Here is a 26,142-nt window from a genome sequence, read left to right on the forward strand (position 1 = left end):
CTACGCCGCCCACTGTTCACCCTCGCTTGTCAGTCAACTCAGGAAGGTGCAGGACCTGCATCAACACCCACCCTGACCTGCGCGCCTACCTGGTGGAGCGGCGGGCCACCGCGGGATCGAGTGGAACTGGCTCTGAGCGGCGAAAACAGGCGCTACGGAGTGAGGACCACCTTGTTGCACTCGTCCTGCTTGTTCTTGAACAGCTCGAACGCGCGCGGCGCCTCGCTGAGCGGCATCCGGTGCGAGATTACGAAGCTCGGGTCGATCTCGCCCGCGCGGATCCGGTCCAGCAGCGGCCCTGTGTAGCGCTGCACATGGCACTGGCCGGTGCGGATGGTCAGGGACCGGTTCATGAAGGCGCCCATCGGGAACTTGTCCACGAACCCGCCGTAGACGCCGATGACGGACACCACGCCGCCGTTGCGGCAGGCCATGATGGCCTCGCGCAGCACGTAGGGGCGATCGGTCTCCATTCGAGCGGCCTGCTTGCCGCGGTCGTAGGCGTACATGGCCGGGGTCGGGTGGTGGGCCTCCATGCCGACGGCGTCGATGCAGGCGTCCGGGCCACGCCCGCCCGTCATATCGCGCAGCGCGTCCAGCACCTTCACCTCCTCGTAGTTGAGGATCTCGGCGCCGGTCCGCTGGGCCCGCCTGAGCCGGTACGGGAAACGGTCGATGACGATGACCCGGTCCGCGCCGAGCAGGAACGCGCTGGCCGCGGCGAGCTGCCCGACCGGTCCCGCGCCCCAGATCGCGATCGTCTGGCCCGGCTTGATGTCGCACATCTCCGCGCCCATGAATCCCGTCGGGAAGATGTCCGACAGGAACAGCACCTTCTCGTCCGGCAAGTCGTCCTCGATCTTGATGGGACCGACGTCGGCGAACGGGACGCGGGCGTACTCGGCCTGCCCGCCGGGGAAGCCGCCCAGCATGTGGGAGTAACCGAAGATGCCCGCGGGCGCGTGGCCCATCAGCTTCTCGGCCATCCCGGCGTTGGGATTGGAGTTCTCGCACACGGAGTAGAGGCCGTCCTCACAGGCGAAGCAGGCGCCGCAGGCGATCGGGAACGGCACAACGACACGGTCGCCGGGACGCAGGTCCCTCACGCCGGAGCCGACCTCGACGACCTCGCCCATGAACTCGTGGCCGAGCACGTCGCCCTTCTTGACGGTCGGGATGTACCCGTCCACGAGGTGCAGGTCGGAGCCGCAGATCGCGGTGGAGGTGACGCGGACGATCGCGTCGCGCGCGTTGAGGATCTGCGGGTCGGGGACGTCGCGGACCTCCAGGTGATTGCGGCCCGTCCACACGTTGGCCTTCATGCCCGTCCTCCGATCGGTTGTGCGGGACGCTGGCGGAGCTGGCGCAGGGCGCGGTGGCCCTCGGGGCTGCCCTCGGAGCGGACCACCTCGCCGGTCTCCATGACCTGCTTGAAGCGGCGCAGGTCGTCGCGGATCTGCTGCTCGGGGTGCTCGCCGCACATCCGGGCGACGGCGGCGGCGAGCTCGCGCCCGTGCATGCCGTACTCCAGCGAGACGTCCACGACGGTGCCGCGCCCGCCAGGCCCGTCGGTGAAGCTCACCAGGCCGGCGGTGGAGACGCCGGTGCCGGGCACGGACCGCCAGGCGATGAGGTCGCCGACCCGCTCGTCGATGATCTCGGCCTCCCACTCCAGGTCGACCACCGGGCCCTTGGCCTTCCAGCGGGAGCGACCCTGGCCGAGGGAGCGCACCGAGTCCAGGTGGACCATGAAGGAGGGCAGGTTCTCCAGCTCCCGCCAGAAGCGGTAGACCTCCTCGCGGGGCTTGTTGATGGTGATGGAGGCGTGCACCTTCAGCGGGCCCTTGGCCTTGGCGGTGCCGCGCCGGGCGCAGACGGCGTCGATAGCGGAGATCCCCGCGACCGCGCCGAGCGCGCACAGTGCGCGGGTGCGGCGAGTGCCCGTGCGGTTGGCGGCGGCCCTGCCGAGGACGCCGAGGTCCATCGTGTCGCCGGCGACCCTGGTCCACGCCCACTGGGCGGGGTCCTTGGCGCCGAGCAGCAGCGCGGCGTGGAGGAGCTCGCGCCCGCCGACGAGCCTGGCGACGGTCGTGGCCCCGGGCGCGTCGTCGACGCCGCACAGGCGGGTCACGGCCCTGGGCGCCACCAGTTGCGCCGTGCCCAGCGCGAGGCTGGTCCACCCCAGCGCACGGGCGAATTTGTCGGTCATCATGCGTCCTAACACAGGTGCCGGTGGTACGTGGACATGCCGCGGGCGACCCCCCGACCTGCTGACGCCCCCGCTTGTCCGCCCGTACCCGCTGACAAAACCGATGACACCAGCGGATCCAGGCACGAAATCACACGTCAACAGCTTGCGGTCGCTGATGTGGCGATGGCTCAGGACGATCGACGCGATGATGGCGCTGTCGGTGATCTTCACATTGTGGAACACCTCGAGGCGCTCGCGCGGGGTGGAGACGGAGTCCTCCACCGACGGCTCGTCAAGAAACGGTCCGGCGCGTGCGCGAGAGCCGGTGGCGGGAACGATGAAGGGAAAGCTCACGAAGCGCCCGGGGGTGGCGGCGATGACGAAGCTGGTCGAGATCGCCGTGGAACGTTACAGGTTCGTCTGCGGGCGCTGCGGGCACACCTGGACGGCGGACTACGACGTGCAGTACGTCAGCGACGACCTGGGCGCGACGTTCGCCTTCTACCGGCTCGACGGTGTTCCGGTTCCGCCCCCCACCGGCGACGACATCATCTGTCCCAACTGCGGCACCATGAGCGTCAGGGCCATCCTGGAAGGGCGCCGCGACAGCCTGCCCGCACGGTTGGACAGCGACCAACCGCGCCGGCGGGTCACGACCAGCCCGGAACAACGCCGTGCGTCGGTTCCGCACCTGCCGGCGGTCGGCGCGCCGTGACGACGCCCGCGTGATGTGATGGCCGCCGCCCGTCGTCGAGAAGAGCCGGGCTCCATGCCACCCCCCGTTTGCCGATGAGCCCGCATCGGAATGAGTCGCTCTAGATGACAACTGGGGGCCAGATGGAGTTCGGAGTCGCGACGTTCGTGACCGATGAGGGCATCGCACCGGCGCGGCTCGGGGAGGCACTGGAAGAGCGCGGCTTCGAGTCGTTGTTCGTCGCCGAACACACCCACATCCCGGTCAGGCGCGAGTCGCCATGGCCCGAGGGCGACGAGCTCCCCCGGAAGTACTACCGGACCTTCGACCCGTTCGTGACCCTCACGGCGGCGGCCGTGGTGACCGAGCGGCTCCGGCTCGGCACCGGCATCCTTCTGCTCGTCGAACGGGATCCCATCACCACCGCCAAGGAGATCGCGAGCCTCGACCACGTCTCCGCCGGCCGGGTCGCCGTCGGCATCGGGGCCGGCTGGAACCTGGAGGAAATGCGAAACCACGGCACCGATCCAAAGATCCGGATGACGCTGCTGCGCGAGCGGGTCCAGGCGATGAAGGAGATCTGGACCAAGGACCAGGCCGAGTACCACGAGACGTTCGTGAACTTCGACCCGATCTTCTGCTGGCCCAAGCCCGTACAGCGCCCGCATCCGCCGATCCTCGTGGGCGGCAACGGGCCGAAGGCGCTCGACCGCGCGCTGGAGTACGGCGACGGCTGGATGCCGACGTACGGCCTGGGGACCGAGGAGATCGCCCGCAGGATCGCCGAGCTGGAGCGACGCGCCGCGGAAGCCGGCCGGGGCCGGGTCCCCGTGTCCGTCTACGCCGTGCCGGGCGATCGTGAGGCCGTCGCCCGGCTTGCCGACGCCGGCGTCGATCAGGTGCTCTTCGATCTGCCCACGTTGCCGGCCGAGGAGACGTACCAGACGTTGGACGAACTCGCGGCCGCCCGCTCCTTCACCGCGTGACGGGTCCTGGCCTGCGGCGACGTGTGGCGCCCGATACACAGCGCGGGTGATGGCAGGCTCCGGCGCAAGGCTCCGGTCTTCGTCGTCGACGCGAGCCGCGATCCCGGCACCGTCCAGGAGGAGATCAGCATGCTCCTTGGGCTCCCCTCTTGACGTTTCGGCCGTCGGCAAGGCGGGCATGAAATCCAATTAGGCATATTCGGGGGAAAATCATGCCTTATCAATCGGTCAATCCTTACAGTGGCGAGGTCGTAGCCACGTTTGCGGAGATCACCGACGCGGAACTCGAGGACGCCCTGTCACGTGCTCGATCGGCGTACGAGGAATGGCGTCGGCGAAGCTTCGACGAGCGAGCGGCCGTCACCAGACGCGCGGCCCGAATCCTGCGTGAGCGGCGGGACGAGTTCGCCCGCCTGCTGACCCTGGAGATGGGAAAGCGGATCGGCGAGAGCGTCGAAGAGGTGCTCCTGAGCGCGGACATCTTCGACTACTACGCCGACAACGCCGAGGACTTCCTCAAGCCCGTCCCGATCGACACGCGTAAGGGCGAGGCGGTCATCGTCAGCAGCCCGCTGGGTGTCCTGTTCGGCGTGCAGCCGTGGAACTTCCCGTACTACCAGCTGGCGCGATTCGCGGTACCCAACGTGATGACGGGCAACGTCGTCATGGTCAAGCACGCGTCGAGCGTTCCCCGGTCCGCGCTGGCCTTCGACGATCTCTACCGCGAGGCCGGTGCGCCGGACGGCGTCTACACCAACCTTTTCGTCACCAAGGAACAGGTCGGGAAGGTGATCGACGATCCGCGCGTGATGGGGGTGGCCCTGACCGGCAGCGAGCAGGCGGGCAGTGTCATCGCGACGCGCGCCGGCAAGACGATCAAGAAGACCACCCTCGAACTGGGCGGCAGCGACCCGCTGATCGCCATGCCCGACGCCGATCTGGGCCCGACGGTCCACTGGGCCGTGTGGGGCCGTCTCAACAACTGCGGGCAGTCCTGCGTGGCCACCAAGCGGTTCCTCATCCACGAGCAGATCGCCGACAAGTTCCTCGAAGAGTTCACCGCGGCCATAAGCGGGTTGGTCGCCGGGGACCCGATGGACGAGCGGACCACCCTGCCGCCGATGTCGTCCCAGTCTGCCGCCGACAAGCTGAAGGCGCAGGTGGCCGAGGCGGTCGAGCACGGTGCCCGGGCCACCGAGGTCGGCCCCCCGGTGCCGGAGACCGGAGCGTTCGTCCAGCCGACGATCCTCACCGACGTGAGCCGCGACAACCCGGTCTACGGCCAGGAGCTCTTCGGGCCAGTGGCGATGTTCTTCAGCGTCCGGGACGAGGATGAGGCGATCGCCATCGCCAACGACACCGGCTTCGGGCTCGGCGGCGCGGTCTTCACCGCCGACATCGAGCACGGCAAGGAGATCGCCCACCGCATCGAGAGCGGCATGGTCTTCATCAACCATCCCACCTGGACCGCGCCCGAGTTGCCGTTCGGTGGCATCAAGCGGTCCGGTTACGGGCGGGAGTTGTCCTGGCTCGGCATCCAGGAGTTCGTCAACAAGAAGCTGATCGACGTCGTTCCGCTCGACGCCGCGCCGTGAGCATGCCCGGCCACGACCGTGACCACAAGTTCCTGGTCCGCGGGACTGCGGATCGGGCACCGTGCCGGGGGTGGCGCGGGCGCTGCTGTAAGACTCCTACAAGCGGGTCGACCACCTGGACGTGCTGACCGCCGCGCTGGACGGCGTCGCGCAGGCCCAGGTGCCGATCAGGATCCAGGGCTGCTCACTACGATCAGCGGATGTACGTGCGGATCTACTCCCCGCCGTCGCGGTCCTAGCACCCAGACTGCTGGAGGGCTATCGAAGCCCGTTCACCGGCGCCGAGGAGGCGGCCAACCCGGTCGTGTGGGGTCGCTTTGTGATCACCGACTCCGAGACCGGCTGCGGAGCCGCCGCCATCACCCGCGGATCATCTTCCAAGTGTGCGACAACGGCCGCACCATCGTCGCCGACGCCCACCGCGCGGTGCACCTGGGCGGCAAACTGAGGAAGGGGTCATCGACTGGAGCCTGCCTTGCCGATCCGCCACACGGACTCAGCGAGGAGATCCTGCTCAGTCCTGGTCGACGGCGCACCCGCCCGGCTGCTGCCGTTCGATCCGACGCAGTTCCAGGTCCGCATGACAACCGGTCGCCGACGCCGCGGCCCGGGGCTGGTCGGCCTGCGCTGCGGCAGCCACCTGCACGCCGTGGGGGTCTTCTGCACGCGCTGTTGGAGGCCGCCGCCGCGCACCATTGCCCCGGCGCGGAGGCGGGGTCATGTCGCTGAGCGCCTACAACGGCCACCCCATGGTCAAAGCACCCCGCGCCCATCGCTCCTGCTACCAGGATCACCACCGCCACCACGGACCCGCTGATGTCCGGGGGCCGGCCCGCCGACGGCGCCGCGGGGGTAACCGATGACCTTCCACGCCCGGGCTGTTCAATGCCACCGTCAGGTCACCAAGGCCCAACGCGTCACCGGCCCGCCTCCACCTCCGCCGGTGCGCCGCAGTCGTTCGCCAGCCCTTGGGACACCCAGACGGCGCCCAGTCCCAGAGCCTGGCCTTCGGCCCGGGTGCCGGCCGGCGCCACCGCCGACACCGACGAGCCGCCCTCCTGATAAGCAAGGTGCCCCGCTCGGTCTGCGGTCTGGTTCGCATCACGATGACCAGGTGGGATCGGGCGCCGATGAGAAACGGCGCCGACAGTCGTCTAAGTAGACGTCCGGTGAAAACGCGCTGCGCGCATCCAGGGAGAGCAACGAGATGAGACCACTTCGATACTCGATCAACGTCACGCTCGACGGCTGCTGCCATCACGAGGCAGGGCTCCCCCCGGACGAGGAGTCGATGCGTTACTGGACCGCTGAGATGGAGCGAGCCGATGCCCTGCTATTCGGCCGGGTGACCTACAAGATGATGGAGTCGGCGTGGCGGAAGCCGACCACGGACACGTGGCCTGACTGGATGGATGAGTGGCAGATCCCGTTCGCCGAGGCCATCGACCGGGCGAAGAAGTACATCGTGTCGAGCAAGCTGAGCGCGGTCGATTGGAATGCCGAGCTGGTGCGAGGCGACTTGGGGCAAGCGGTTCAGCGGCTCAAGCAGGAGTCAGGCGAGGGCCTGTGGGTGGGTGGCGTGACGCTCCCCCTGGCGTTGGCAGATCTGGGACTGATCGACGAGTACGAGTTCCTTGTGCAGCCGGTCCTTGCCGGACACGGGCCGACGTTGCTCGCCGGTCTGCGCGAGCGCATCCAGCTCGAGCCCGTGGACCGCCATGAGTTCCGGTCGGGGGCGGTCGCCCTGCGATACCGGCCCACGCGAGTTACGGCTTGACGTGATTTATCCTGGCGCGTTGGCCGCTCCCTCGCGCGACGGAACGACGGCTCGGGGTCGCGTTGGCCGCGCTGGGCGTGCCCTCGAACGCGCGGACATATCGACGGGGGACAGCGCCCCGAGGTGCCGGTAGCGGACAGGGCAAACGTTGCCTGACGTGGCACTAGGCCTGTTTCAGGAACTGGGGTCACTTGGCGGTGAGCTTGTCGACGTCGGGGGCGTAGACGGTCATCCAGTGCGGGCGCATTCGGTAGAAGACCACATCGTTGTCCCAGTCGAAGGCGGTGCTGCCGTAGAAGTCTTTGAAGTAGGCCAGCAGGTCTGGCCAGTCCGCGGCAGACTCACCGTCTTGGGGATTGAGGATCTCCACCGTGCCATGCGTAAACACACCCAAGTCCTCTCCGCGCATGTGCGCGACGCTGGCGGCCGGCCGGGCGGCGAGATGGCGGGCCTTGGCGGCGCTACGCGCCGTGCCGAAGTGCCACTTGCCGCGCAGGAAATGCCCGTCCACGCCACTGATCCGCGGCTCGCCCTTTGCCGTCACAGTTGACAGGGCGAGGGTGCACATGCCGGTGAGGACCTGGGTGAGCTGCTCCGCGGTCACGGTGTGTTCGGTGATGATCGACTGGAGGTGTGAGGTGGAGCGGGAGAGGGAGGAGTCGAGGAGGCCTTGGAGCTCTTTGAGATCTTCTGGCGTTTCGCGCATTGAGGTCCTTATCTATCCGCATCTATCCGTAGGCCCGGTTCGCGTCCGCCGTTGACGCCGACCGGTGAAACCAGGCTCGACCAAAAACCTGACACCTTGTGTCGTCTTTTTCTCTGAAGGGGATCAACCACACACGGATGTATCAACACACCCACCCGCGACGGTGGGCGCGCCCAGAGGGGTCAGCGGGTGAAGGTGTCGCTGGCGCGGCGGGTCGGCCGGTGGTTGGCGAGGACCGCGACGGCGTCGTGGTGCCGCCGGGCGAGTTCGGCCAGGGCCTCGTCTCGCTGCTGCTGGGCCTGGATGAACTCGTCGGTGAGTTCGGTGATGACAGCGGCGTCGGTGTCGACGAGTTCCTTGAGTCGTCGCTTGTCCTGGCGGACTTCGGCAGGTTCTTCTCCATCTGGGTGGCTCGGTCCAGGGCGGTTTGGACGGGCGCCGACACTTGGCCCAAGGTCTTGAACTCGGCTTACACCTCCACCACCCAGATGTCGCGACAACCAGCCGAAGCCCCCTCGCCTTCCTGATTTCTCGGCAATCCCCAGTTCACTCAGCAGGAAGCCAACTGTTTCGTCGGAAGGCACAAGGGCCGGGTCCGGCGCTGGTAGGAGACGGCGGCGACGGCCAGCGCCCAACCGTACGCACCGAACGCCAACGACGCCGCTCCACCGATGCCGAACAGGTCGTCGCCCAGGATGCCGGCACCTGCGAGGAGTCCGCTTCCGGTGCCGTACAGCGCGAGGGTCGGGGCAAGCACCCAGACCGGCGTCAACGGCAGGAACCGGGGCACCCGCCGGCCCGCCAGCCACAACGTCCAGCGGGGAAACACCATGCCCCACGGCCGGACGAGTCCCAGCAGCAGGAACACCGCGAGCCCGATGCCGCAGACCCCCGCCAGCACCATGGACCAGGTCGGCCGGAAGCCGTCGGGCTCGACTCCGGAGACGCCGGCCGCGCCGAGGGTGTGCAGAAGGAGGTAGGGAAGGAATGCGCAACAGCCGGTGTAGGCGATCCACCGCACCGCGGAGGGCGCCGGGGCTGGCATGGGATGCCGCCGACCCGACACCTGCGGCGGATGCGCCCGGCCGCACCGGGGGCAGACGCCGGCCCGACGGCGAGAGTGCGCCAGTGCGGTGGCCACGAACAGGGCTCCGACGACGGTCAGACACAACCGCTCGGCAAAGGTCACCCAATCGCTGTCACCATGACGGTCGGTGATGGCACCGGTCAGCACCAGCTGGATCAGGTTGAGCAGCACCCAGCAGCTCCCCGCCAGAGCCAGCGCCGCCACACCCCACAGGCCGGCCGACACGGCACGGGGCGGCACTCGCGCGCCCCACGGGCGTACGGTGGCGGCCGCGACCATGGATCCGACGAGCAGCACAATCGCGCCCGGCCACGTGACGTCGGGCACGCCGAGGTCCGTGACGCCGAGGAACGACCGGTACCCCATGAGCGCGGCCGCCAGCAGCACGCAGCCGTACACGGCGGCCGCTCCACTCGCGGCTGGCCCCGCCCACGACGCCCACCGCTGCCACCATCTGATCGACGACGCGACCGTGTGATCGTCGGAATTTCGCCTCACAAGGGCCTCCGCGGGCTGGAGAAGAAGACCTTGGAAGCCTGCTTCACGGCGCCTTTGATCTCGCTGAGGAACGCTGAGGACTCCCTCAGCCACTTGGGGTCTCGCATGCAACGACCGGCCACCCGCCTGCCTTCGCGGATACGGCCGTAGTCAACGCCGCGCCAGAGCCCCCATCGTGCGCTCGTCTGGATCGCCCAGCGTCACACTCCGATGAAACTCACCGTCTCCGTCATGTCCGCCCGCCCGGTGCGCGGCTGTGGTGCACCCTCCTTCTCGAAGCCCACGGCGACACCGCAGAACAAGACAAGCCCGTCACCGGCTCCGACTATCCGGCTGACGGTCTTGCGATACATCGTCCACATCACCTGGGGGCAGCTGTGCACCCCTTCCGCCCTCAGCAACAGCATGACCGTCTGCAGGTACATCCCCGCGTCCCCCCACTGCCCGGGGCCCATCGTCCGGTCGAGGTAGCAGAACAGTACGACAGGCGCCCCGAACGCCTCCGAGTTCAACGCGGCGATCCTCTTGGGCCTGTCGGGGGCGTCGCGCTCGATCCCCAGCGCTTTGTACCGCTGAGCGGCCGCGGCGGTGAACCGATCCAGATACGGCGAGGTCAGTTCAGCCGGGTACATCGGATACTCCCGTTCATCCCCCGGATCTCCCGCCAGCGCCCTGGCCGTCGCCCGCCGCTTCAGTTCGGCCAAGGGCTCGCCGGCCACGACATACACCTGCCATGGCTGGAGGTTCCCACTCGACGGAGCCCGCATCGCGGCGGCCAGCACTCGTTCGAGCACCTCTTTGGGGACCGGCTCATCACTGAACGCCCGCACCGCCCGGCGTCCGTGCACGGCTTCGTACACATCCATGTCTTCTCGTCCTCTCACTCAATGGCACCCACCTCTATCTCGCTCGTGGACGTAAGCCCATCGCGTGGTCCGTTGCAGTCCCCATTGCAGCGCCAAGGCTCTGGGAAGACGTTTCGGGCCTGCGGCCAAGTATGAGTGTCAGGGTCACCCCCTGGCCCTGGTCTGCTCGGCTTGTCCTGGGTGGAGCCCGAGCGCCCCCGCCGGAGGCACCAAGGCAGTCCTGACCGACTGGAGAGGTGGGTGCCATGTCCAGCGGAGAACCCAGGACGGGACTGGAGATACGGTCCGAGGGGCGGGGGCAGCGCTTATGGTGCGGAGATCACTGATTACGGAGGGGGAGTACGCCAGCATCTCACATACGCTCCGTGGCCTTTGCCGCTTCCTCGCCGAGCACTTGGAGGAAGGGTCGATGGCTAAGCTGCTGGACCAAGTCTTCTGGCGCGACTCTTACTACCGAGGAGGTTGCAGGCCGCCGATGCCGGTGACGCCTTGAGCGCTCATCTCTCGGTGCGCAGGTCCCCAAGGGGTCCCCGGCCGCGGGCGGTCTAACCACGACCGCTGATCTATCCGACATGAAGAAAGGTCTGTTGACCTGAGGTTTCCCTCGGATCGACAGACCTTCTCGTCTGTCGGGACGACAGGATTTGAACCTGCGACCCCTTGACCCCCAGGCAAACCGGGAGGGGGCGGGACCATGGCCGATACCCGCCCCCACCTGCGGATACGGTCTACGATGGTCCACCGTCGTCCGGCCCCGTCCGTGGCCGTTGTCACTCAGTTGGTCACCCAGGAAAGTACTCCCGTAGGGAGTCTTGTCATCTGCGTTATCCGAGGACTCCAGCATTTGGCGATCAAGCTCTCTTGTCGGTAACGGCTGCGATCATGCTGCTCATATGATCAAGGGAGTGACGATGACAGAGCCTCACCCAGAGTTCCACTGGCTCTCTGGTCGCGGACCGTTGGAAGACATTTTCTGCGTGTCCTTCGTCCGGGGCCTCTCCTGCTTGGAGGTGCTCACCCGCCTCGGGGTGGACGAGAGCACGGTCCAGGAAATGACCTTCGACGAGTTAAACGAACTCGCGATGGAGGAGGCAGCGGCCACCAGTGGCACCGACCCCGGCTACGTCGGTGCCGTGAGGCTCGGCGAATGGGCTGTGCTCGTCGAGCCCTTGGGGTGGCGAGTCCCCGTCAAGCGCGGCTTGTTAGGCCGCCTCTCGAACGAGACCGAAGTCGTGTCTATCAACCGGCACGACTACGCCGACGACGGCTTCGTCTACGCCGTCGATCGTGACGTGATGCTGCGATTCGACCCACTGACACCCCAATACCGGGAGGGTGTCGACTCCGAACACTGGGAAGCCGCAATGGACGAAGTCGGCCTGGGGCGGCGCACGTTCGATGATCCAATACCTGACCGCCCGATCGCTTGCGCTTTCGCCCTCGCAAGAAGGATCACCGGCGTCTCCTTCACCTCAGACGTGCTTGACAAGCCATTTCTGGTCGCCGTGGCGAACGAACAATGATCAGCTTGTCATTGCGAGACTTCGTCTGATGCCGACCTAGGGTGAGTAGATCTCTCGCGCTGCCTCGTCGCTGCGTCGAAGCCCTCCGGGAGCATCGAGCACAGCAGACCAGGGAACGGGAGACGGCGGGCGCGAGGTGGACGGAGAACGATCTCGTCTTCGCCTCCCTCGTCGGCACTCCCTTGGACTCCCACAACGTACGGCGGGCGTTCCGGAAGATCGTGAAAGATGCCGGGCTGCCCGCGAAGGACTGGGCGCCTCGGGAGATGCGGCACAGTTTCGTCTCGCTGCTGTCCGACTCCGGTGTACCCCTGGAGGACATCGCGCGACTCATCGGCCACAAGGGGACCCCCGTGACGGAGGCGGTCTATCGGAAGCAGATCCGACCGGTCCTGCTCGGCGGGGCGGAGGCGATGGACCGGATCTTCACGTGAAGATAGCGATAGTCACTCACTTAGTCACCCAGAACGAAGAAAGGGTGCCTCCCTTTCGGGTGACACCCTTGCCGACCAGCTGAAACCTGGTCGGGACGACAGGATTTGAACCTGCGACCCCTTGACCCCCAGTCAAGTGCGCTACCAAGCTGCGCTACGTCCCGTTGCTCGGCTAGGCGAGCGAGTACAACCCTAGCGCAGATCCAAGGGTCGTGCGTACGCGGAACCTCGTGGGGAGCGGGACTGGGGTCGTGGTTCGTGGGGGTGGGGTGGTGGGTTGGATGATCTGGTGGAGGGCTGGGAGGGAGAGGTGGGGGCATGGGGCGGAAGGCTGACATCGATCGGGAGGAACTGGGGCGGCTCGTGGGGGCCGGGTGGTCCAATGCGGAGCTGGCCGGGCACTTCGGGGTGACGGTTTCGGGGGTGCTGCAGGCCAAGCGGGCGGCGGGGCTGGCCAAGCCGATGCTCGATCACGGGAAGGCCATTCCCTGGAAGCTGGATCGTGCGCACAACCAGACGGGGCCGGCCACCAACCTGCGGAACCTGTCGGTGATCGCTCAGGGGGGCACGGTGCCCGCCGTGAAGGTCAACACGGCGCTCCGGTGGGCGCGGGGCCTCGTCGAGCGGGGGGCGGACATCGCCTACGAGCCGGGGAAGGGGTTCTACGAGATCCCCGTCGCCTCGGGAGGCGACTCTCCCTCGCATGTCGAGAAGGTGCTGAAGGACGCGCTCGAAGGGCTGGAGAGGCTCGCCTGAGGATCGCCGTCCAAACTCTCGACCCGCCTCGGGGGAGGCACGGGGGACGCGGAGAGGATCGCGCGTGGGACGGCGGGGTCAAAGGGATTGCCGTCGAACTCGCGACTCGCTCTGGGGGGCGCATGAGGGAGCGGAGAGGATCGCGGTGGGAGGGCGGGTCAGCCGGTGAGGGGGCGAGGGAACGATCACTGGGGTGCCTGTGGGTTGAAGGGCGGTGGGGTGGGGGAATCGGGGGTTCAGCAGGTGGGGGGTGGGGTGGGGTGGCGCTGGGACTTGACGGAAAGCGTACGTAAGTTCCGTTTTGTGGGCTGGTTCTCGGGCAGTCGGCTGATTACAAAGGCTGAAAATCCCGGAGGCAGAGATGACCGTCACGTGGGTGGCCATCGTTGTAGCCGCGGTGGTGGCGGTTGCGGCCATCGGCTACTTCGTCATGCAGAAGCAGCAGCGCAGGCAGCGGCTGCAGGAGCGGTTCGGTCCGGAGTACGAGCGGACGGTGCGCGAGCACGACAGTCGTCGTGAGGCCGAGCAGGAGTTGCTCGAGAGGGAGCAGCGGCACGCCGAACTGAACATCCAGCCGCTGGCCCCGGAGGCCAGGGCGGCTTACAGCAAGAAGTGGCTCGAGGTGCAGGAGCGGTTCGTCGACGCTCCCACGGCCGCCGTCACCGAGGCGGATCACCTGGTGACCGCCGTCATGGCGGAGCGCGGCTACCCGACCGAGGGGTTCGAGCAGCAGGTGGCCGATCTGTCGGTCGCCCACGGGGCGACGCTCGACCGTTACCGCAAGGCTCAGGACATCAGCCGGCGAGCGGGCCGCGAGGAGGCGTCGACCGAGGACCTGCGGCAGGCCATGGTGCACTACCGCGCCCTGTTCGAGGAGCTGCTGGAGGACACCACCGGAGCCGCCCGCAGCGAGGGCCGCGACGGCGTCCCCACGGCGGACCCGGAGGTCGCCACGGACCGCACCCCCCTCCGTGAGGAGCCGGACGGGGACACCGGCGCCGGGACGCGGCCGGTCGAGCACACCTCACCCCGCAACACCCAGAGAGGCTGACCGCATGGAACCGTACCGCCGAGACGCCAAGGACGACCTGGGCAGGGAGCCCGGGGAGAGCCAGTGGGACGACACCGCGCACGGGCGCGGCAACGGCTCCGACGACGCCCAGGCCCGCGTCACGGACGACCGGACCGACGACGACCGGCTGGTGGCCGGGGGAACCGGTGACCGGCTCGTCGCGGGACGGGTCGACGAGACGTGGGGAGCCGGGCAGACCGACAGGAACGGCGACCGCCACGGGTCCGGGCCGGTCGGGACCGACCCGGCGACGGACACCGCGAACGACCCCGACAAGCCCGCGGACCTGATCGTCTACCCGGACGAGGCCGACACCCCGGCCCCGGGCGACGTCTCGGCCCCCGCGGCTCCCGTGACGGATGTCGACGACCACGACTCCGCGTCCAGGACGACCGGTGACGGCCTGTCCCCGGTCGTGACGACCAACGACCACTCCTCCCCCGCCGGGACGACCGACGACGGCCGCTTCCGCGACGAGGGGCTGAACGACGAATTCCGGACCGGTGTGACCAACGACCACCCGGCCCCGGCGACGGACGACGACTTCTCCCGGACGGGCGTGACGAACGACCACCCGTCTCCGGTGACGGACGAGGACTCCCTCCCGGCGGGTGTGACGAACGACCACCCGGCGACGGACGCCGAGACCTCCGTCACCGGCGCCGGCGAGGACTCGGACGTGGACTTCCAGCAGCGCTGGCGCGAGGTTCAGGCGGGGTTCGTGGACGACCCGCAGGACGCCGTCCGGCAGGCCGACCAGCTTGTCGAGGAGGCCGTGGCGGCGCTGGCCAAGCGCCGGCAGGCTCTCGCCGACCGCTGGAAGAACGGCGACGAGAAGGACACCGAGCAGCTCCGGCTGGCTCTGCGTGACTATCGCTCCCTGCTCCAGGAGCTCGTGGGGCTCTCATCCACCACCAACACCGGGCGGGCGACCTCCCCGGTTCGACACTAAAGCGAGGTATCAGATGCTTGCCATCGTGGCCGCCATCATCTTCGGCATCGCGTTCCTGCTCGACCTGCTCAACGCCAGCATCGGCATCTCGATCACGGCGCTGGTCGCGCTCGGGCTGTGCCTGCTCGCCCTCCACCAGGCCGGGGTCGGCACGGCCAGCATGAGCAGCTTCCGCGGCCGGCGCAACGCCCGCCGCTGACCGAGCGACCACGAGATGGGGTGTCGTGAGTGATGAACCAGACCGTACGGGACGTCATGACTCACCGGCCGGTGTGCCTGCCGGCCGACGCGACGGTCTCCAAGGCGGCCCGGCTGATGCGCGACCAGGCCATCGGTGACGTACTGGTCACCAAGGACGACCTGCTGTGCGGGGTCGTCACCGACCGGGACATCGTCGTGCGCGCCGTCGCGGAGGCCAGGGACCCCGAGTCGACACCCCTGGGTGCCCTGTGCACCAACGACCTGTTCACGGTACGGCCCGACGAGGACGCCGACGAGGTCGTGCGCCTGATGCGGGAGAAGGCCGTGCGGCGGGTGCCCGTCGTCGAGTACGACGGGCGGCCGGTCGGGATCGTCTCGCTGGGTGACATGGCGCTGGAACGCGACCCGTCCTCGGCGCTGTCGATCATCAGCGCGGCACCGCCCAACGGCTGAACAGACTCCGTGCGGACCCCCCCGGGCCTCGGGTCCCACGGGGAGAAAGGGCGCCGTCCCCAAGGACGGCGCCCTTTCCCATGCCCGGGGCCGGCTGGGTCGTGGTGCTGACGAGGGAAGGGGACCGGCGGGGGCGGACCGATCGTCGCGGCCCGAGGCAGGCGGCCGCCGGGGCGGTCCGGGCATCCGCCGGCGCGGTCCGGGCATTAAAAAAGGTACGTCCGGCTACAGAACGGACGTACCACCAACAACGACCACAGAAGCGTCGTCACACCTCGAAGCGCATCATCAGCGTGGTCCCCGTCTGGCCGGTGATCAGGACGACGTCCTTCGCCAGCCGCCGGGCCACCCACAGCCCCATGCCGCTGGTGGAGTAGTCGTGCGGGGCCACCATTCCCGGCTGGAACGCCGGGATCCAGTGGCCGTCGTCGTGGATGTCGATCACGAGGTCGCGGCCTTCGCACCACACGCGCAGCCGCGCCTTGGCCGCCCCGTGCGTCACGGCGTTGGTCGCGACCTCGTTGACGGCGACGAGGTAGTCGCCGATCTCCTCCTCGGGCATCCCCGCCCGTCGCGCCTGGAGAGCGGCGAAGTCACGCACGTCAGGAAGGTCTCCTATGGAGAATGACATCTCCCTGACCGCCACGCCGGCCGGGGGCGGCCAGGCACCGCCCCCGTCCATGAGGAATCGGGGAGGTGGGACTTCGTCCTCGTTCACCCGATAACCGCCTCCATAAGCGATCAGTATGGAAGGTCCCCGGCACCCGGGGCGTCGCAATACATCGACGAAGATACCCCGGGATACCAGGACGTTAGGTTAGGTACCCCTCCGCGTAACCTCTGCTCGCGTTGATTGCCCCAGGAACCGCGGCTTAATCGCTACGCGGCGACAAGCTGCGAACGGAGCTGGTCGAGCACCTTGCGAAGGATGCGGGAGACGTGCATCTGGGAGATGCCGAACTCCGCCGCGATCTCCGCCTGGGTCATGTTGCCGTAGAAGCGCAGAAGCAGGATGTTGCGCTCCCGCTCGGGCAGGTCGTCGATGAGCGGCTTGATGGCCTCGCGGTCCACCAGCGTGGCCAGCTCGTCGTCCTCGTCGGGGATGACGTCCCCGAGCGCGGCGGCGTCGTCGTCCGCGCCCATGGGCGCGTCCAGCGACAGGGTGCTGTACGCCGCGGAGGCGTCCATCGTGAGGAGCATGTCCTCCTCGGAGATTCCCATCTTCTGGGCCAGCTCGGCCACGGTCGGGAATCGGCCCAGCTCCTGGGTGAAGTCCGCGACGAGCCGGTTGAGCTCGGAGCGGCGCTCCTGGTACAGCCGCGGCACGCGCACGGCCCAGGTGCGGTCACGGAAGTGACGCTTCACTTCACCGGTCATGGTCACCATGGCATAGCCTCTGAAGCTGTGTCCCAGCTCGGCGTCGAACCCGTTGATCGCCTTCATGAGCCCGACGTACGCGGCCTGGAGGAGATCTTCCATGGGCTCGCCCCGGTGAAGGTACCGGCGGGCGATCTCCCTCGCCATGGGGAGATGCATCTCGACGATCATCTCGCGCAGCCGGGCCCTGCGGGCCTCGGTGGCCTCCGGCTCGACGAGCTCCCGCAGGAGGTCTTCGGCGGTGATGTCGGTCTGGGGGTAGGTGCGGTCCTCAGCAGCCATTGCTGCTCCCTCTTATGCCTTGCAGCGAGGCGGAACCGGCATCAGCCCAAGCAGAGCAGGCATCGCCTCGCGTACTACTGTCGAGACGAGGCCCTCTGCTGGACCTCGGCCCCAGTATTCCCCAGAAATCAAGAGTATTGCTACCCCTCAGGCAACAGTAATGTTGCGAATGATCCCCCCGAGGGGGTTGGCGCCATGCGCCAGGGAAGCGGCGAGGAGGCGCGTGGTGACCGTTCCGGATAGGGCGGATGAGGTCCTGACCTTGACATCGAGGGTCGAAGAGGGCGTGCCCGTCGTCTGGGTGAGCGGCATCCTGGACGCGACGACGCGTCAGCAGTTCACCGACCGGCTCGCGGAGATCGCCGACGAGCACGGCGCCGATCTCGTGCTCGACCTGGCCGGTGTGACCTTCATGGACTCGCGGGCGCTGGGTTTGATCGTGCATCACTGGCAGCGCACCATGGCCTCCGACGGGCACTTCGCGCTCGTGGGGGTCAAGTACTCCAACTCCCGGGTGATGTGGGTCACCGGCCTGGCCCAGCGGCTGCCGCTGTACGACACGCTGGAGGAGGCGCTGGCCTCGTTCAAGGCCTGACGGGCGACCGCGCCGGCTTCCCGCCCTCCCTGGCGGGGGAAACTTTCAGGGAGAGGGCACGGCGCCGCCGTGCTTGGCCTGGTGCTCGCTGACCAGCCGGCGCGCCAGGTCGGCCACCTTCACCTGGTGGTGCTGCGACAGGCGGCGCAGCTCGTCGAACGCCGCCTCGGCCGAGCAGCCGCTCGCGTGCATGATGATGCCCTTGGCCTGGTCGATCACCGACCTGCCGGCGAGCGCCTCCTGCATCTGGGCGGCGTCGGTCAGCACGTCGTCGTAGTCGGAGATGTTGGCCAGGGCGACCGCCAGGTGCTCGCCGAGCAGGGAGGCCAGCGCGTCGCTCGAGCCGCCGGCGAAGGCGCCCGGCCGCACCGCGTACAGGCCCAGGAGCAGGGTCGACCCCTCGATCGTGATCGGCAGCATCAGCGCCGAGCGCACCCCGTGCCGCACGGCGGTCGCGGCGTAGCGCGGCCAGCGGCCGTCCAGCAGTACGTCGCGCACCAGGACGTTCCTGCCGGTGGCCAGCGCCTCCACCGAGGGCCCCTCCCCCAGAACCTGCTCGCGGTCGACCAGCGCGATGAGGTCGCTGTGGGACGCCGACAACGTCAGCCGGTCCTCGCGGCGGAGCTCCACCGTGCCGCCCGCGCACCCGGGCACGCCGACCGCGACGGCGGCGGTGACGGACCGCAGCACGCTCTCGATCGAGGTGCCCTCGTTGACGCGCCCCAGAGCGGCGAGGTCGCGGGCGAGAGCCGGACTGAACGTCCGCATCGTTTCCATTCGAAAAGTTCCGTTTCTCTCAGGAGTCAGATTAGTTGCGACCATCGGATGCTCATCGAACTGGACCTCATCCTTGACGTACCTTCTAGCAGGGGAACCTACGCTCCCACGCTGGCTTACGAAGGACGTCAATTGACCGACCTGACCGATGTTCCGGCGCTCGAACAGGCGCTGAGCGGCCTCACGGCCCGCATATCGTCGCTGCGCGACGCCAGAGCGGCGTACCCGGGCGATCCCGGTCCGACGCTGGACGCGGCGCTCGCCGAGCTCGATACCGCCCGTGACCTGCTGCGGGCGTCGATCGGCGAGCTCGGCAAGTCACGCCGCAAGCCGAACTCCAAGGAGAGCAGCGCCAACCGGGAGCTGAAGCTGCTGCGGGCGATCTACCGCATGATGCCGGTCCCGGTGATCATCCTGGACACCTCGGGCATGGTGCGGCGGGTGAACGCCGAGGCGTCCCGCCTGCTGGGCAGCCCGGACGGCTACCTGACCGGCCGCGCCTTCCCGCTGCTCGTCGACGGCTCGCGCCGCGCGGCGTTCCGGTCGCATCTGACGGCGGTGCTGCGCACGGGCGAGACGGCCGCCTTCCCCACGCGGCTGGCGCACCAGGGCCGCGCGCACAACGTGCGCCTGGTGCTGACGCAGCTGCACATGCCCGGCGAGCCGCAGGACATGATCGCCGCGGTGGCGCTCCCCGTCGAGGTCGCGCTTCCGGAGTCGGCCGCCGGCATGACGGCCGAGCAGGCGCCCGACCAGTCGGCCGTGCTCGCCGCCGCGCGGCGTCGGGACATGCTGTCCCAGCTCTCCCGGCTGCTGCTGGACGAGGAGAGCCTGAGCGAGCCGGTCGCGCTGATCCGCGCCGGGCGCCTGTTCGCCGCGCACGCCGCCGACTGGGTCTTCGCGGACGTCGTACGCAACGGCGCGGTGCGACGGTCGCTGGTCATCGGCCCGACCAACCAGCCCGTGGGCCGCCTGGTGCAGGCGCTGGAGCGCATGGACCCCGCGTCGGCCCCGCTGGTCGCGCACGTGCTGGCCGGCCAGACGGGCGTCGTGCACGAGATGGTGGAGGACGACTCCCTGCTCGGCGTCCTGCCCGACGGCGCGCCGGTCCTGCAGGCGATGCGCGCCGGTTCGCTGCTGAGCATCCCGATCAGCGTCGGGGACGACGCCCACGGCGTGATCACGCTGGTGCGGCCGCGCGAGCGGCCCCCGTTCGGGCTCGCCGACCTCGCGGTGATGGAGGACGCCGGGGCCCACATCGGGCTGGCCCTGCACGCCCAGCGCATCTTCCAGGGCAGGTCGCAGGCGGCCGACACGCTGCAGACCGGCGTGCTGCCCCGCACCCTGCCCGACGTGCCGGGGTTCGAGATCGCGGCGGCGTACCACACCGGCGCCGGGCCGAGGGCGATCGGCGGGGAGTTCTACGACGTGTTCCGCGTCAAGGACGGCTGGGGCTTCGCCGTCGGCGGCGTGGTCGGCCAGGGCGACGACGCCGCCTCGGTCACCGCGATGGTCCGCGGCGGGCTGCGCACGCTCAGCATCTGGGACGACGACCCCGGCGCGGTGATCGCCAGGCTCAACGACGCGCTGGTGGCGCAGGACAGCGGCATGTTCGTCATGGTCGCGGCGGGCTTCGTCCGCACCGGCAGGCGCGGGCGGGTGCGGCTGGTGTCGGCGGGCAACCACCCCCCGGCCGTGGTCAGGCCCGACGGCGGGGTGCGCTACACCTCGGGCGGCGGCATGCCGCTGGGCATCGAGAACAGCGCCGACTTCCCGGTCGAGGAGGTCGCCGTGACGCAGGGCGAGACCCTGGTGCTGTACTCCGACGGGCTGGCCAGCTCGCGCGGCAGATCGGGCCAGGCCGAGCTGGCCTACGGCGAGGGGCGCCTGACCGAGGTGCTCATGCGCTGCACCGGCCAGCCCGCCACCGGCGTGGTCAAGGCCGTCGAGGAGGACCACCAGGCGTTCGGCGGCGGCCAGGTGCTCGACGAGACGACGATCCTCGCCCTGCGGCGCACCCGCTGACCGGGACCGGCGGGGCGGCTCCGTAGGGGCACCCCGCCCCAGGTCTTTCTCAGATTTTTCCGCCGGAGGGGTTTCCCCGCTTCAGGACACCGGTACACTGAGTCACAGATTCAGTGCCTAAGACGCAGGCACAACTCAGTACGTCTTCTGGGCCCCTTTGACTCATGCGGCCCGACCTTCCTGAGGTGTGCCATGAACGTTGCCATCGTCTCGCTGCACGAACTTCCCGCCGATCTGACGGCCATCGCCCGTGAACTTGGTGGTGCCCACCGCGTCACGGTTTACACCCGCCGCAACGCGGCGGAGCGCAAGCCGCGCACCAAGCTGGGGTCCGGCGTGAACATCGAGTACCTCACGGCCGGCCCGCTGCACGACCTGTCCGAGAACGACTGCCTGCCGCACATCTCCGAGTTCGCCGCCCAGCTCGCGGAGCGCTGGAACCGTGATCACCCCGACGTCGTGCACGCCCACTCGTGGACGAGCGGCCTGGCGGCGGTCGCCGCGGCCGAGGGCGTCGAGGTGCCGATCGTGCAGACGTTCCACCGGCTCGGCTCGACGGCCTCCCGGCAGGCGGCCGATCGCACCCACGCGGCCCGCATCCGCGTGGAGAGGGCGATCGGCCGCCGCGCGGAGGCGGTCATCGCCTTCTGCTCCGACGAGGCGAGCGACCTGATCGTCCTCGGGGTGCCGCGTTCGAAGGTCGCGGTCGTCCCGCACGGCGTCGACGTCGAGCGGTTCCGCCGGCAGGGCCCGGCCACGGCGCGCGGCGACCGTCCCCGCCTGCTGCACGTCGGCCACATCCAGCCCGGCGGCGGCGCGGACGTCGCGATCCACGCCCTCGACCAGATCCCCGGCGCCGAGCTGCTGATCGCCGGCGGCCCGGTCGCGGACGCCCCGGGCGCCGAGCACGACCTGGAGCGCCTGCGCCTGCTGGCCAAGGAGATGGGCGTCGAGGACCGCGTCACCGTGCTGGGCCACGTCCCGCACTCGGCCATGCCGAAGCTGATGCGCAGCGCCGACGTCGTGCTGTCCCTGCCGAACTCGGCGCCCAACGGCAAGGTGGTGCTGGAGGCCATGGCCTGCGGCGTCCCGGTCGTCGCGACGGCCACCGGGGCCCACCTCGACTCGGTGGTGGAGGGTGTGACCGGCATGCTGGTCCGTCCGGGCGACTCCCACGGGCTGGCCCGCCGCACCCGCCAGCTCCTCGGCGACCTGACCCGCCGCACCGCGCTCGGCTTCGCCGGCGCCGACCGCGCCCGGTCCCGGTACGCGCTGGAGCGCATCGCCCGCGAGCTGGGCCGCGTGTACGACCAGGTCACCGGCCGCGCCCAGATCACGTCGGCCGACGGCCTGGAAGAGGCCGAGGCCGAGGCCGCCTGACGACCCCGGCGGGACGCGCCCCGGCGCCCCGCCACCCCCCGAGAGCCCGTGCCGCCCCCCGTGGCACGGGCTCTCGCGCGTCCGGGTGGATCGCGGTGCCGGTGCCGGTGCCGGCCGTCCGGACGGGGACGGCGCGGGTGACGGCCGCGCCGCGCGGTCTCGCTTCAACCGGGTCGAGGCGGTCGGGGGCCGCACGGGCCGGTGAGCGTTCCGCGCGGGCCGCTCATTCGGCGTAGCGGGCCATCCTCCTGATCTTGTTCATCGCGTCCAGGGCCGCGACCTTGTAGGACTCAGAGAGCGTCGGGTAGTTGAACACCGCGTTCATCAGGTAGTCGACGGTGCCGCCGCAGCCCATCACCGCCTGGCCGATGTGCAGCAGCTCGGTGGCGCCGGTGCCGAAGACGTGCACGCCGAGCAGCGCGTGGTCGTCCGGCGACACCAGCAGCTTCAGCATCCCGTAGGTGTCGCCGATGATCTGCCCGCGGGCCAGCTCGCGGTAGCGCGACACCCCGACCTCGAAGGGGATGTGCGACTTGGTCAGCTCGTCCTCGGTCTTCCCGATGAAGCTGATCTCGGGGATGGTGTAGATCCCGATCGGCTGCAGGTCGGCCGACATCGCCTTCAGCGGCTCGTCGCAGGCGTGGTGCGCGGCGATCCGCCCCTGCTCCATCGAGGTCGCGGCGAGCGAGGGGAAGCCGATGACGTCGCCCACCGCGTAGATGTGCGACACCGTCGTCCGGTAGTGCTCGTCCACCTGGATGCGGCCCCGGGCGTCGGCGGTGAGCCCCGCCGCCTCCAGCTCCAGCCCGTCGGTCACGCCGTGCCGCCCGGCGGAGTACATGACGGTGTCGGCCGGGATCTTCTTTCCGCTGGCCAGGACGGTGACCGAGCCGCGTGCCCGGCGCTCGACGGAGGCGACCGTCTCGCCGAACCGGAAGGTGACCGCCAGGTCGCGCAGGTGGTACTTGAGCGCCTCGACGACCTCCAGGTCGCAGAAGTCCAGCATCCGCTCGCGCTGCTCGACCACCGTCACCTTGGTGCCGAGGGCGGCGAACATCGAGGCGTACTCGATGCCGATCACCCCGGCGCCCACGATCACCATCGACCCGGGCACCTTCTCGAGCTGGAGCATGCCGTCGGAGTCGATGACCGTGCGGTCGTCGAACTGCACGCTGTCGGGGCGGGCCGGTCGCGTCCCGGTCGCGATGACGACCTTGTCGGCGGTGACCTTGGTCTCCTTGCCGCGATCGTCGACCACGCCGATCGTGTGCGGGTCGAGGAACCGCCCGGTGCCGATCAGCGTGGTGACCCGGTTGCGGACGAGCTGGCTCCTGATCACGTCGACCTCGCGCCCCACCACGTGGGAGGTGCGCATGGTGAGGTCGGCGACCTCGACGTCCTCCTTCAGCCGGTAGCTCTGGCCGTACATCTCCCGCTGGTTGAGGCCGGTGAGATAGAGGACGGCCTCGCGCATGGTCTTGGAGGGGATCGTGCCGGTGTTGATGCACACCCCGCCGATCATGTTGCGCCGCTCGATGACGGCCACCCGGCGCTCCAGCTTCGCCGCCGCGATGGCCGCCTTCTGCCCGCCGGGCCCGGAGCCGAGAACGAGAACATCGAAGTCGTACACATCGCCAAGTGTGCGGCTAACCGTGGGAAACGTGAAGCAGTGCGTTCCGCGGCCGCACGCGGTATCGCCATACCCCTGTGATCAGACGATGACGCTTGGTTTCATGGGCGCATGTCGATTCGTAGCGCTTACCTGATCGCGGCGGCGACGACGTTGACCCTCTGCCCCGCCCCCGGGGACTCCGGCCCGGGCGCGCGGCCCGCCGGCGACGCCTCCGCCGTCCACGCCGGCGCCCCGGGCGCGTTCCCCGCCGCGCGGGCGGGCGCCTCCGCCGCGAGCCTCGCCGGGGCCGGCGACCCCCGGTACCCGCCGCACGCGCCCCCGGTGTACGACCGGCGGTACGGATGGTGGCGCCTTCCCTCGCGCGAGGACCGCCTTCTGACCCCCGGCACTCCCCCTCCCCCGGTGTTCCGGCGGCCCGGGCCGCCCGGCGGCGCCCCGACGGGCGAGCCCCGCGCGACGCCGTCGCGGCCGGGGCCGCCCGCGGGGGCCACGGCGCGGCCGTCGCGGTCGGCGCCGCCCGCCGCCTCGCCGGTTCCGGTCCCCTCCGCCGGGGGGCTGGAGCGGGCCGATCCGCGCTGGGGCAAGCCGGTGTTCGTGGAGTCGTTCGCCGGGCCGCTCGACCGGCGCAGGTGGGAGGTCTACCACTCCCCCGAGGCGCGGGTGAACCCGCGCACCGGGCAGGCCACGACCGTGCACGACGGCATGCTGCACATGAAGGGCGGCTTCTACGGCGGCAAGGATCTCTCCGGCGGCGTCGCCAGCACGCTGAGCCAGACGCACGGCCGCTGGGAGGTCCGTTTCCGCGGCGAGGTTGGGCGGGGGTACTCGCTGGTGACGCTGCTGTGGTCGAGCGGCGGCGAGTACGCCGAGATCGACTTCTCCGAGGTCATCGACCCCACCCGGCGCACCGGCGGCATCTACGTCCACCGCGGCGAGGCGCCGCAGGCGCAGAGCCAGGTGCGGGCCGACTTCACCAAGTGGCACACCGTCGCGGTCGACTGGCTGCCCGGGCGGCTGACGTTCTGGCTCGACGGCAGGCAGACGTGGTCCTACACCGGGCCGCTGGTGCCCGAGGGGCCGATGCACCTGACCCTGCAGAACGACGTCGTCTGCAACCAGTGGTCGCCGTGCCGCGACTCCACGACGCCGGCCACGGTGTCGATGTACGTCGACTGGGTCAGGATCTTCCGGGCCCCCTGAGCAGCTCGGCCGCCTTCAGGCCGAGGTGCAGCGTCAGGCGGCTCTCGCCGTCGGCGAGGTCGAGCCCGGTGAGGCGCTCGGCCTTGGCCAGCCGGTAGTACAGCGTCTGGCGGTGCACGCCCAGCTCCTGGGCGGTCTCGCGGGCCCGCCCGCCCCGGTCGAGGTAGACGGCGACGGTGTGGGCCAGCTCGCCTTCGAGCGGCGCGGCCTCGGCCGCCAGGCCGGCCAGCTCGGCCGCCGGCAGGCGTGCCAGCAGGCGGTGCACGCCGAGGGCCGCCCAGACGGCGACCGGGGCGAACCTCGGCACGCGCTCTGCCACGCGCAGGGCGAGCGTCGCCTCGCGCCAGCTCCGCCAGGCCTCCCCGGGGTCGTCGCGGGGGGCGCCGACGCCCGTCGGCGTGCCGTACATGGCCTGCACCCTGGCCGCGGCGTCCCCCGCCTGCGCGGCGGGGGCCAGCACGGCGGTGAGCGGGTCGCCGGCGTCGGCGAGCACGCCGCGCGGCAGCGTCCACAGCGGCACCACCCGGCCGCCGGCGGACCACACGGCGATCGCGGCGACCGGGCCCTCGACGTCGAGCTCGGCCGAGGCGCGGACCTCCGGGTCGGCCGACAGCAGGTCGCGCAGCCCGGAGCCGAGGTCCTGCCGGGCGCGCGCCTCGCGGGCGAGCGCGGTCGCGGCCCGCTCCACCAGCGGCGCCGCCTCGGCCAGCCGCCGGTCGTCCAGCGCCCCGGAGTCCAGCAGCCACAGGTACCCGTAGGTGACCTCGCGGTGACGCAGCGGGACGCAGACCCGGGCCAGCACGCCGAGGCCCTCGTCGGCGGGGATGCGCACCGGGCCGCGCGCGGAGGCGATGCCGAAGCCCTCGAAGTAGGCGCGCACCTCGTCGGAGGCGCGGCGGCGCAGGATCGACTCGCGCCGCACGGTGTCGAGGTCGCCGCTCTGCGCGGCGTAGGCCAGGAGCTGGAAGGCGCGGTCCTCCAGCGTGGCGGAGGCGTCCAGCACGCGGGCGGTCTCGTCCACGACTTCCTGCAGGTCCACCCGCCCATTGTCATACATCTGTATGAGCGGGGTAGTCGTCGCC

At 69.8% G+C, this 26,142-nt stretch carries 26 protein-coding genes, 1 tRNA gene and 1 pseudogene; 16 read left to right on the top strand and 12 right to left on the bottom strand.

The genetic code is table 11. The annotated features are described in order from the left end of the window. Nucleotides 1-152: 152 nt before the first annotated feature. The 3 genes and pseudogenes from PYR91_RS23745 to PYR91_RS36410 all read right to left on the bottom strand — a co-directional run. Nucleotides 153-1,322 carry a glutathione-dependent formaldehyde dehydrogenase gene (locus PYR91_RS23745; RefSeq protein WP_279782938.1) on the bottom strand — a complete coding sequence of 390 codons (1,170 nt, stop codon included), beginning with the start codon at nt 1,320-1,322 and terminating at the stop codon, nt 153-155. Further along, a complete protein-coding gene (locus tag PYR91_RS23750) occupies nt 1,319-2,209 on the bottom strand; it encodes an SRPBCC family protein (RefSeq protein ID WP_279782940.1) in 891 nt (296 codons plus the stop codon). Before PYR91_RS23750 ends, PYR91_RS23745 begins: the two co-directional genes overlap by 4 nt. A 187-nt stretch (nt 2,210-2,396) precedes the next feature. After that, nucleotides 2,397-2,545, bottom strand: a pseudogene (locus PYR91_RS36410) (hypothetical protein); the annotation flags it as partial. A gap of 22 nt (nt 2,546-2,567) precedes the next feature. Here PYR91_RS36410 and PYR91_RS36415 point away from each other — a divergent pair. The 4 genes from PYR91_RS36415 (at nt 2,568) to PYR91_RS23770 (ending at nt 7,243) form a co-directional block, all read left to right on the top strand. Continuing rightward, entirely contained in the window at nt 2,568-2,906 is a 339-nt protein-coding gene (locus tag PYR91_RS36415; RefSeq protein WP_347943390.1) for a hypothetical protein, read from the top strand. A 104-nt stretch (nt 2,907-3,010) separates the two neighbouring features. Continuing rightward, nucleotides 3,011-3,871 (top strand): LLM class F420-dependent oxidoreductase, encoded by an 861-nt coding sequence (locus PYR91_RS23760; RefSeq protein WP_279782943.1) that lies wholly within the window; start codon nt 3,011-3,013, stop codon nt 3,869-3,871. Between the two features lie 212 nt (nt 3,872-4,083). Further along, on the top strand, nt 4,084-5,466 hold the full coding sequence (locus tag PYR91_RS23765) for an NAD-dependent succinate-semialdehyde dehydrogenase (protein ID WP_279782944.1): 1,383 nt from the start codon (nt 4,084-4,086) through the stop codon (nt 5,464-5,466). 1,207 nt (nt 5,467-6,673) lie between these two features. Then, the gene (locus PYR91_RS23770; protein WP_279782945.1) at nt 6,674-7,243 is read left to right on the top strand and encodes a dihydrofolate reductase family protein; all 570 of its coding nucleotides are present in this window, start codon (nt 6,674-6,676) and stop codon (nt 7,241-7,243) included. Nucleotides 7,244-7,430: 187 nt separating this feature from the next. Here the strand turns inward: PYR91_RS23770 and PYR91_RS23775 are convergent, their stop codons facing one another. Further along, nucleotides 7,431-7,949, bottom strand: a complete 519-nt coding sequence (locus PYR91_RS23775) for a pyridoxamine 5'-phosphate oxidase family protein (RefSeq protein ID WP_279782947.1) — start codon at nt 7,947-7,949, stop codon at nt 7,431-7,433. 221 nt (nt 7,950-8,170) lie between these two features. On the opposite strand from PYR91_RS23775, the gene PYR91_RS23780 reads away from it, so the two are divergent. After that, the gene (locus tag PYR91_RS23780) at nt 8,171-8,476 is read left to right on the top strand and encodes a hypothetical protein (protein ID WP_279782948.1); all 306 of its coding nucleotides are present in this window, start codon (nt 8,171-8,173) and stop codon (nt 8,474-8,476) included. 23 nt (nt 8,477-8,499) lie between these two features. On the opposite strand, the gene PYR91_RS23785 is transcribed toward PYR91_RS23780, so the two are convergent. Continuing rightward, entirely contained in the window at nt 8,500-9,435 is a 936-nt protein-coding gene (locus PYR91_RS23785; RefSeq protein ID WP_279782950.1) for a hypothetical protein, read from the bottom strand. A 299-nt stretch (nt 9,436-9,734) separates the two neighbouring features. Continuing rightward, nucleotides 9,735-10,400 carry a nitroreductase gene (locus PYR91_RS23790; protein ID WP_279782952.1) on the bottom strand — a complete coding sequence of 222 codons (666 nt, stop codon included), beginning with the start codon at nt 10,398-10,400 and terminating at the stop codon, nt 9,735-9,737. An 893-nt stretch (nt 10,401-11,293) separates the two neighbouring features. Here PYR91_RS23790 and PYR91_RS23795 point away from each other — a divergent pair. Further along, entirely contained in the window at nt 11,294-11,923 is a 630-nt protein-coding gene (locus PYR91_RS23795) for a DUF6461 domain-containing protein (RefSeq protein ID WP_279782953.1), read from the top strand. 41 nt (nt 11,924-11,964) lie between these two features. Continuing rightward, a complete protein-coding gene (locus PYR91_RS23800) occupies nt 11,965-12,357 on the top strand; it encodes a tyrosine-type recombinase/integrase (RefSeq protein ID WP_279782954.1) in 393 nt (130 codons plus the stop codon). A gap of 87 nt (nt 12,358-12,444) precedes the next feature. Here the strand turns inward: PYR91_RS23800 and PYR91_RS23805 are convergent. After that, nucleotides 12,445-12,521: transfer RNA gene (locus PYR91_RS23805), tRNA-Pro, on the bottom strand. A gap of 154 nt (nt 12,522-12,675) precedes the next feature. Here PYR91_RS23805 and PYR91_RS23810 point away from each other — a divergent pair. The 5 genes from PYR91_RS23810 to PYR91_RS23830 all read left to right on the top strand — a co-directional run bounded on the left by PYR91_RS23810 (nt 12,676) and on the right by PYR91_RS23830 (nt 15,791). Continuing rightward, nucleotides 12,676-13,113: a hypothetical protein gene (locus PYR91_RS23810; RefSeq protein WP_279782955.1), complete on the top strand. Its 438-nt coding sequence runs from the start codon at nt 12,676-12,678 to the stop codon at nt 13,111-13,113. A 361-nt stretch (nt 13,114-13,474) separates the two neighbouring features. After that, nucleotides 13,475-14,164: a hypothetical protein gene (locus PYR91_RS23815; protein ID WP_279782956.1), complete on the top strand. Its 690-nt coding sequence runs from the start codon at nt 13,475-13,477 to the stop codon at nt 14,162-14,164. Nucleotides 14,165-14,168: 4 nt separating this feature from the next. After that, the gene (locus PYR91_RS23820; RefSeq protein WP_279782958.1) at nt 14,169-15,137 is read left to right on the top strand and encodes a hypothetical protein; all 969 of its coding nucleotides are present in this window, start codon (nt 14,169-14,171) and stop codon (nt 15,135-15,137) included. 13 nt (nt 15,138-15,150) lie between these two features. Beyond that, complete coding sequence (locus PYR91_RS23825) at nt 15,151-15,336, top strand: hypothetical protein (protein WP_279782960.1); 186 nt, start codon at nt 15,151-15,153, stop codon at nt 15,334-15,336. 32 nt (nt 15,337-15,368) lie between these two features. Beyond that, the gene (locus PYR91_RS23830; protein ID WP_279782962.1) at nt 15,369-15,791 is read left to right on the top strand and encodes a CBS domain-containing protein; all 423 of its coding nucleotides are present in this window, start codon (nt 15,369-15,371) and stop codon (nt 15,789-15,791) included. Nucleotides 15,792-16,059: 268 nt separating this feature from the next. Here PYR91_RS23830 and PYR91_RS23835 read toward each other — a convergent pair whose 3' ends face one another. Together PYR91_RS23835 and PYR91_RS23840 are read right to left on the bottom strand one after the other, a co-directional pair. Further along, a complete protein-coding gene (locus PYR91_RS23835; protein ID WP_279782964.1) occupies nt 16,060-16,392 on the bottom strand; it encodes an ATP-binding protein in 333 nt (110 codons plus the stop codon). A gap of 278 nt (nt 16,393-16,670) precedes the next feature. After that, nucleotides 16,671-17,450 (bottom strand): SigB/SigF/SigG family RNA polymerase sigma factor, encoded by a 780-nt coding sequence (locus PYR91_RS23840; protein WP_279782966.1) that lies wholly within the window; start codon nt 17,448-17,450, stop codon nt 16,671-16,673. A 226-nt stretch (nt 17,451-17,676) separates the two neighbouring features. Here PYR91_RS23840 and PYR91_RS23845 point away from each other — a divergent pair, with 226 nt between their 5' ends. Further along, nucleotides 17,677-18,045 (top strand): STAS domain-containing protein, encoded by a 369-nt coding sequence (locus PYR91_RS23845; RefSeq protein WP_279782967.1) that lies wholly within the window; start codon nt 17,677-17,679, stop codon nt 18,043-18,045. 45 nt (nt 18,046-18,090) lie between these two features. Here PYR91_RS23845 and PYR91_RS23850 read toward each other — a convergent pair whose 3' ends face one another. Next, nucleotides 18,091-18,813 (bottom strand): GAF and ANTAR domain-containing protein, encoded by a 723-nt coding sequence (locus PYR91_RS23850; protein ID WP_279782968.1) that lies wholly within the window; start codon nt 18,811-18,813, stop codon nt 18,091-18,093. Nucleotides 18,814-18,954: 141 nt separating this feature from the next. Between PYR91_RS23850 and PYR91_RS23855 the strand changes: the two genes are divergently transcribed. Together PYR91_RS23855 and PYR91_RS23860 are read left to right on the top strand one after the other, a co-directional pair. After that, a complete protein-coding gene (locus PYR91_RS23855) occupies nt 18,955-20,847 on the top strand; it encodes a SpoIIE family protein phosphatase (RefSeq protein ID WP_279782969.1) in 1,893 nt (630 codons plus the stop codon). A 192-nt stretch (nt 20,848-21,039) separates the two neighbouring features. After that, nucleotides 21,040-22,227, top strand: coding sequence for a glycosyltransferase (locus PYR91_RS23860; protein WP_279782970.1), 1,188 nt, complete (start codon nt 21,040-21,042; stop codon nt 22,225-22,227). A 223-nt stretch (nt 22,228-22,450) separates the two neighbouring features. On the opposite strand, the gene sthA is transcribed toward PYR91_RS23860, so the two are convergent. Continuing rightward, nucleotides 22,451-23,857, bottom strand: a complete 1,407-nt coding sequence (gene sthA, locus PYR91_RS23865; protein WP_279782972.1) for a Si-specific NAD(P)(+) transhydrogenase — start codon at nt 23,855-23,857, stop codon at nt 22,451-22,453. A gap of 111 nt (nt 23,858-23,968) precedes the next feature. Here sthA and PYR91_RS23870 point away from each other — a divergent pair, with 111 nt between their 5' ends. Then, on the top strand, nt 23,969-25,060 hold the full coding sequence (locus tag PYR91_RS23870) for a glycoside hydrolase family 16 protein (RefSeq protein ID WP_279782974.1): 1,092 nt from the start codon (nt 23,969-23,971) through the stop codon (nt 25,058-25,060). Here the strand turns inward: PYR91_RS23870 and PYR91_RS23875 are convergent. Further along, the gene (locus PYR91_RS23875) at nt 25,038-26,099 is read right to left on the bottom strand and encodes a helix-turn-helix domain-containing protein (protein WP_279782975.1); all 1,062 of its coding nucleotides are present in this window, start codon (nt 26,097-26,099) and stop codon (nt 25,038-25,040) included. The two genes, PYR91_RS23870 and PYR91_RS23875, sit on opposite strands and share 23 nt — an antisense overlap. Nucleotides 26,100-26,142: the final 43 nt, after the last annotated feature.

Source organism: Sphaerisporangium sp. TRM90804, from assembly GCF_029846175.1.
Classification (GTDB): Bacteria; Actinomycetota; Actinomycetes; order Streptosporangiales; family Streptosporangiaceae; genus Sphaerisporangium.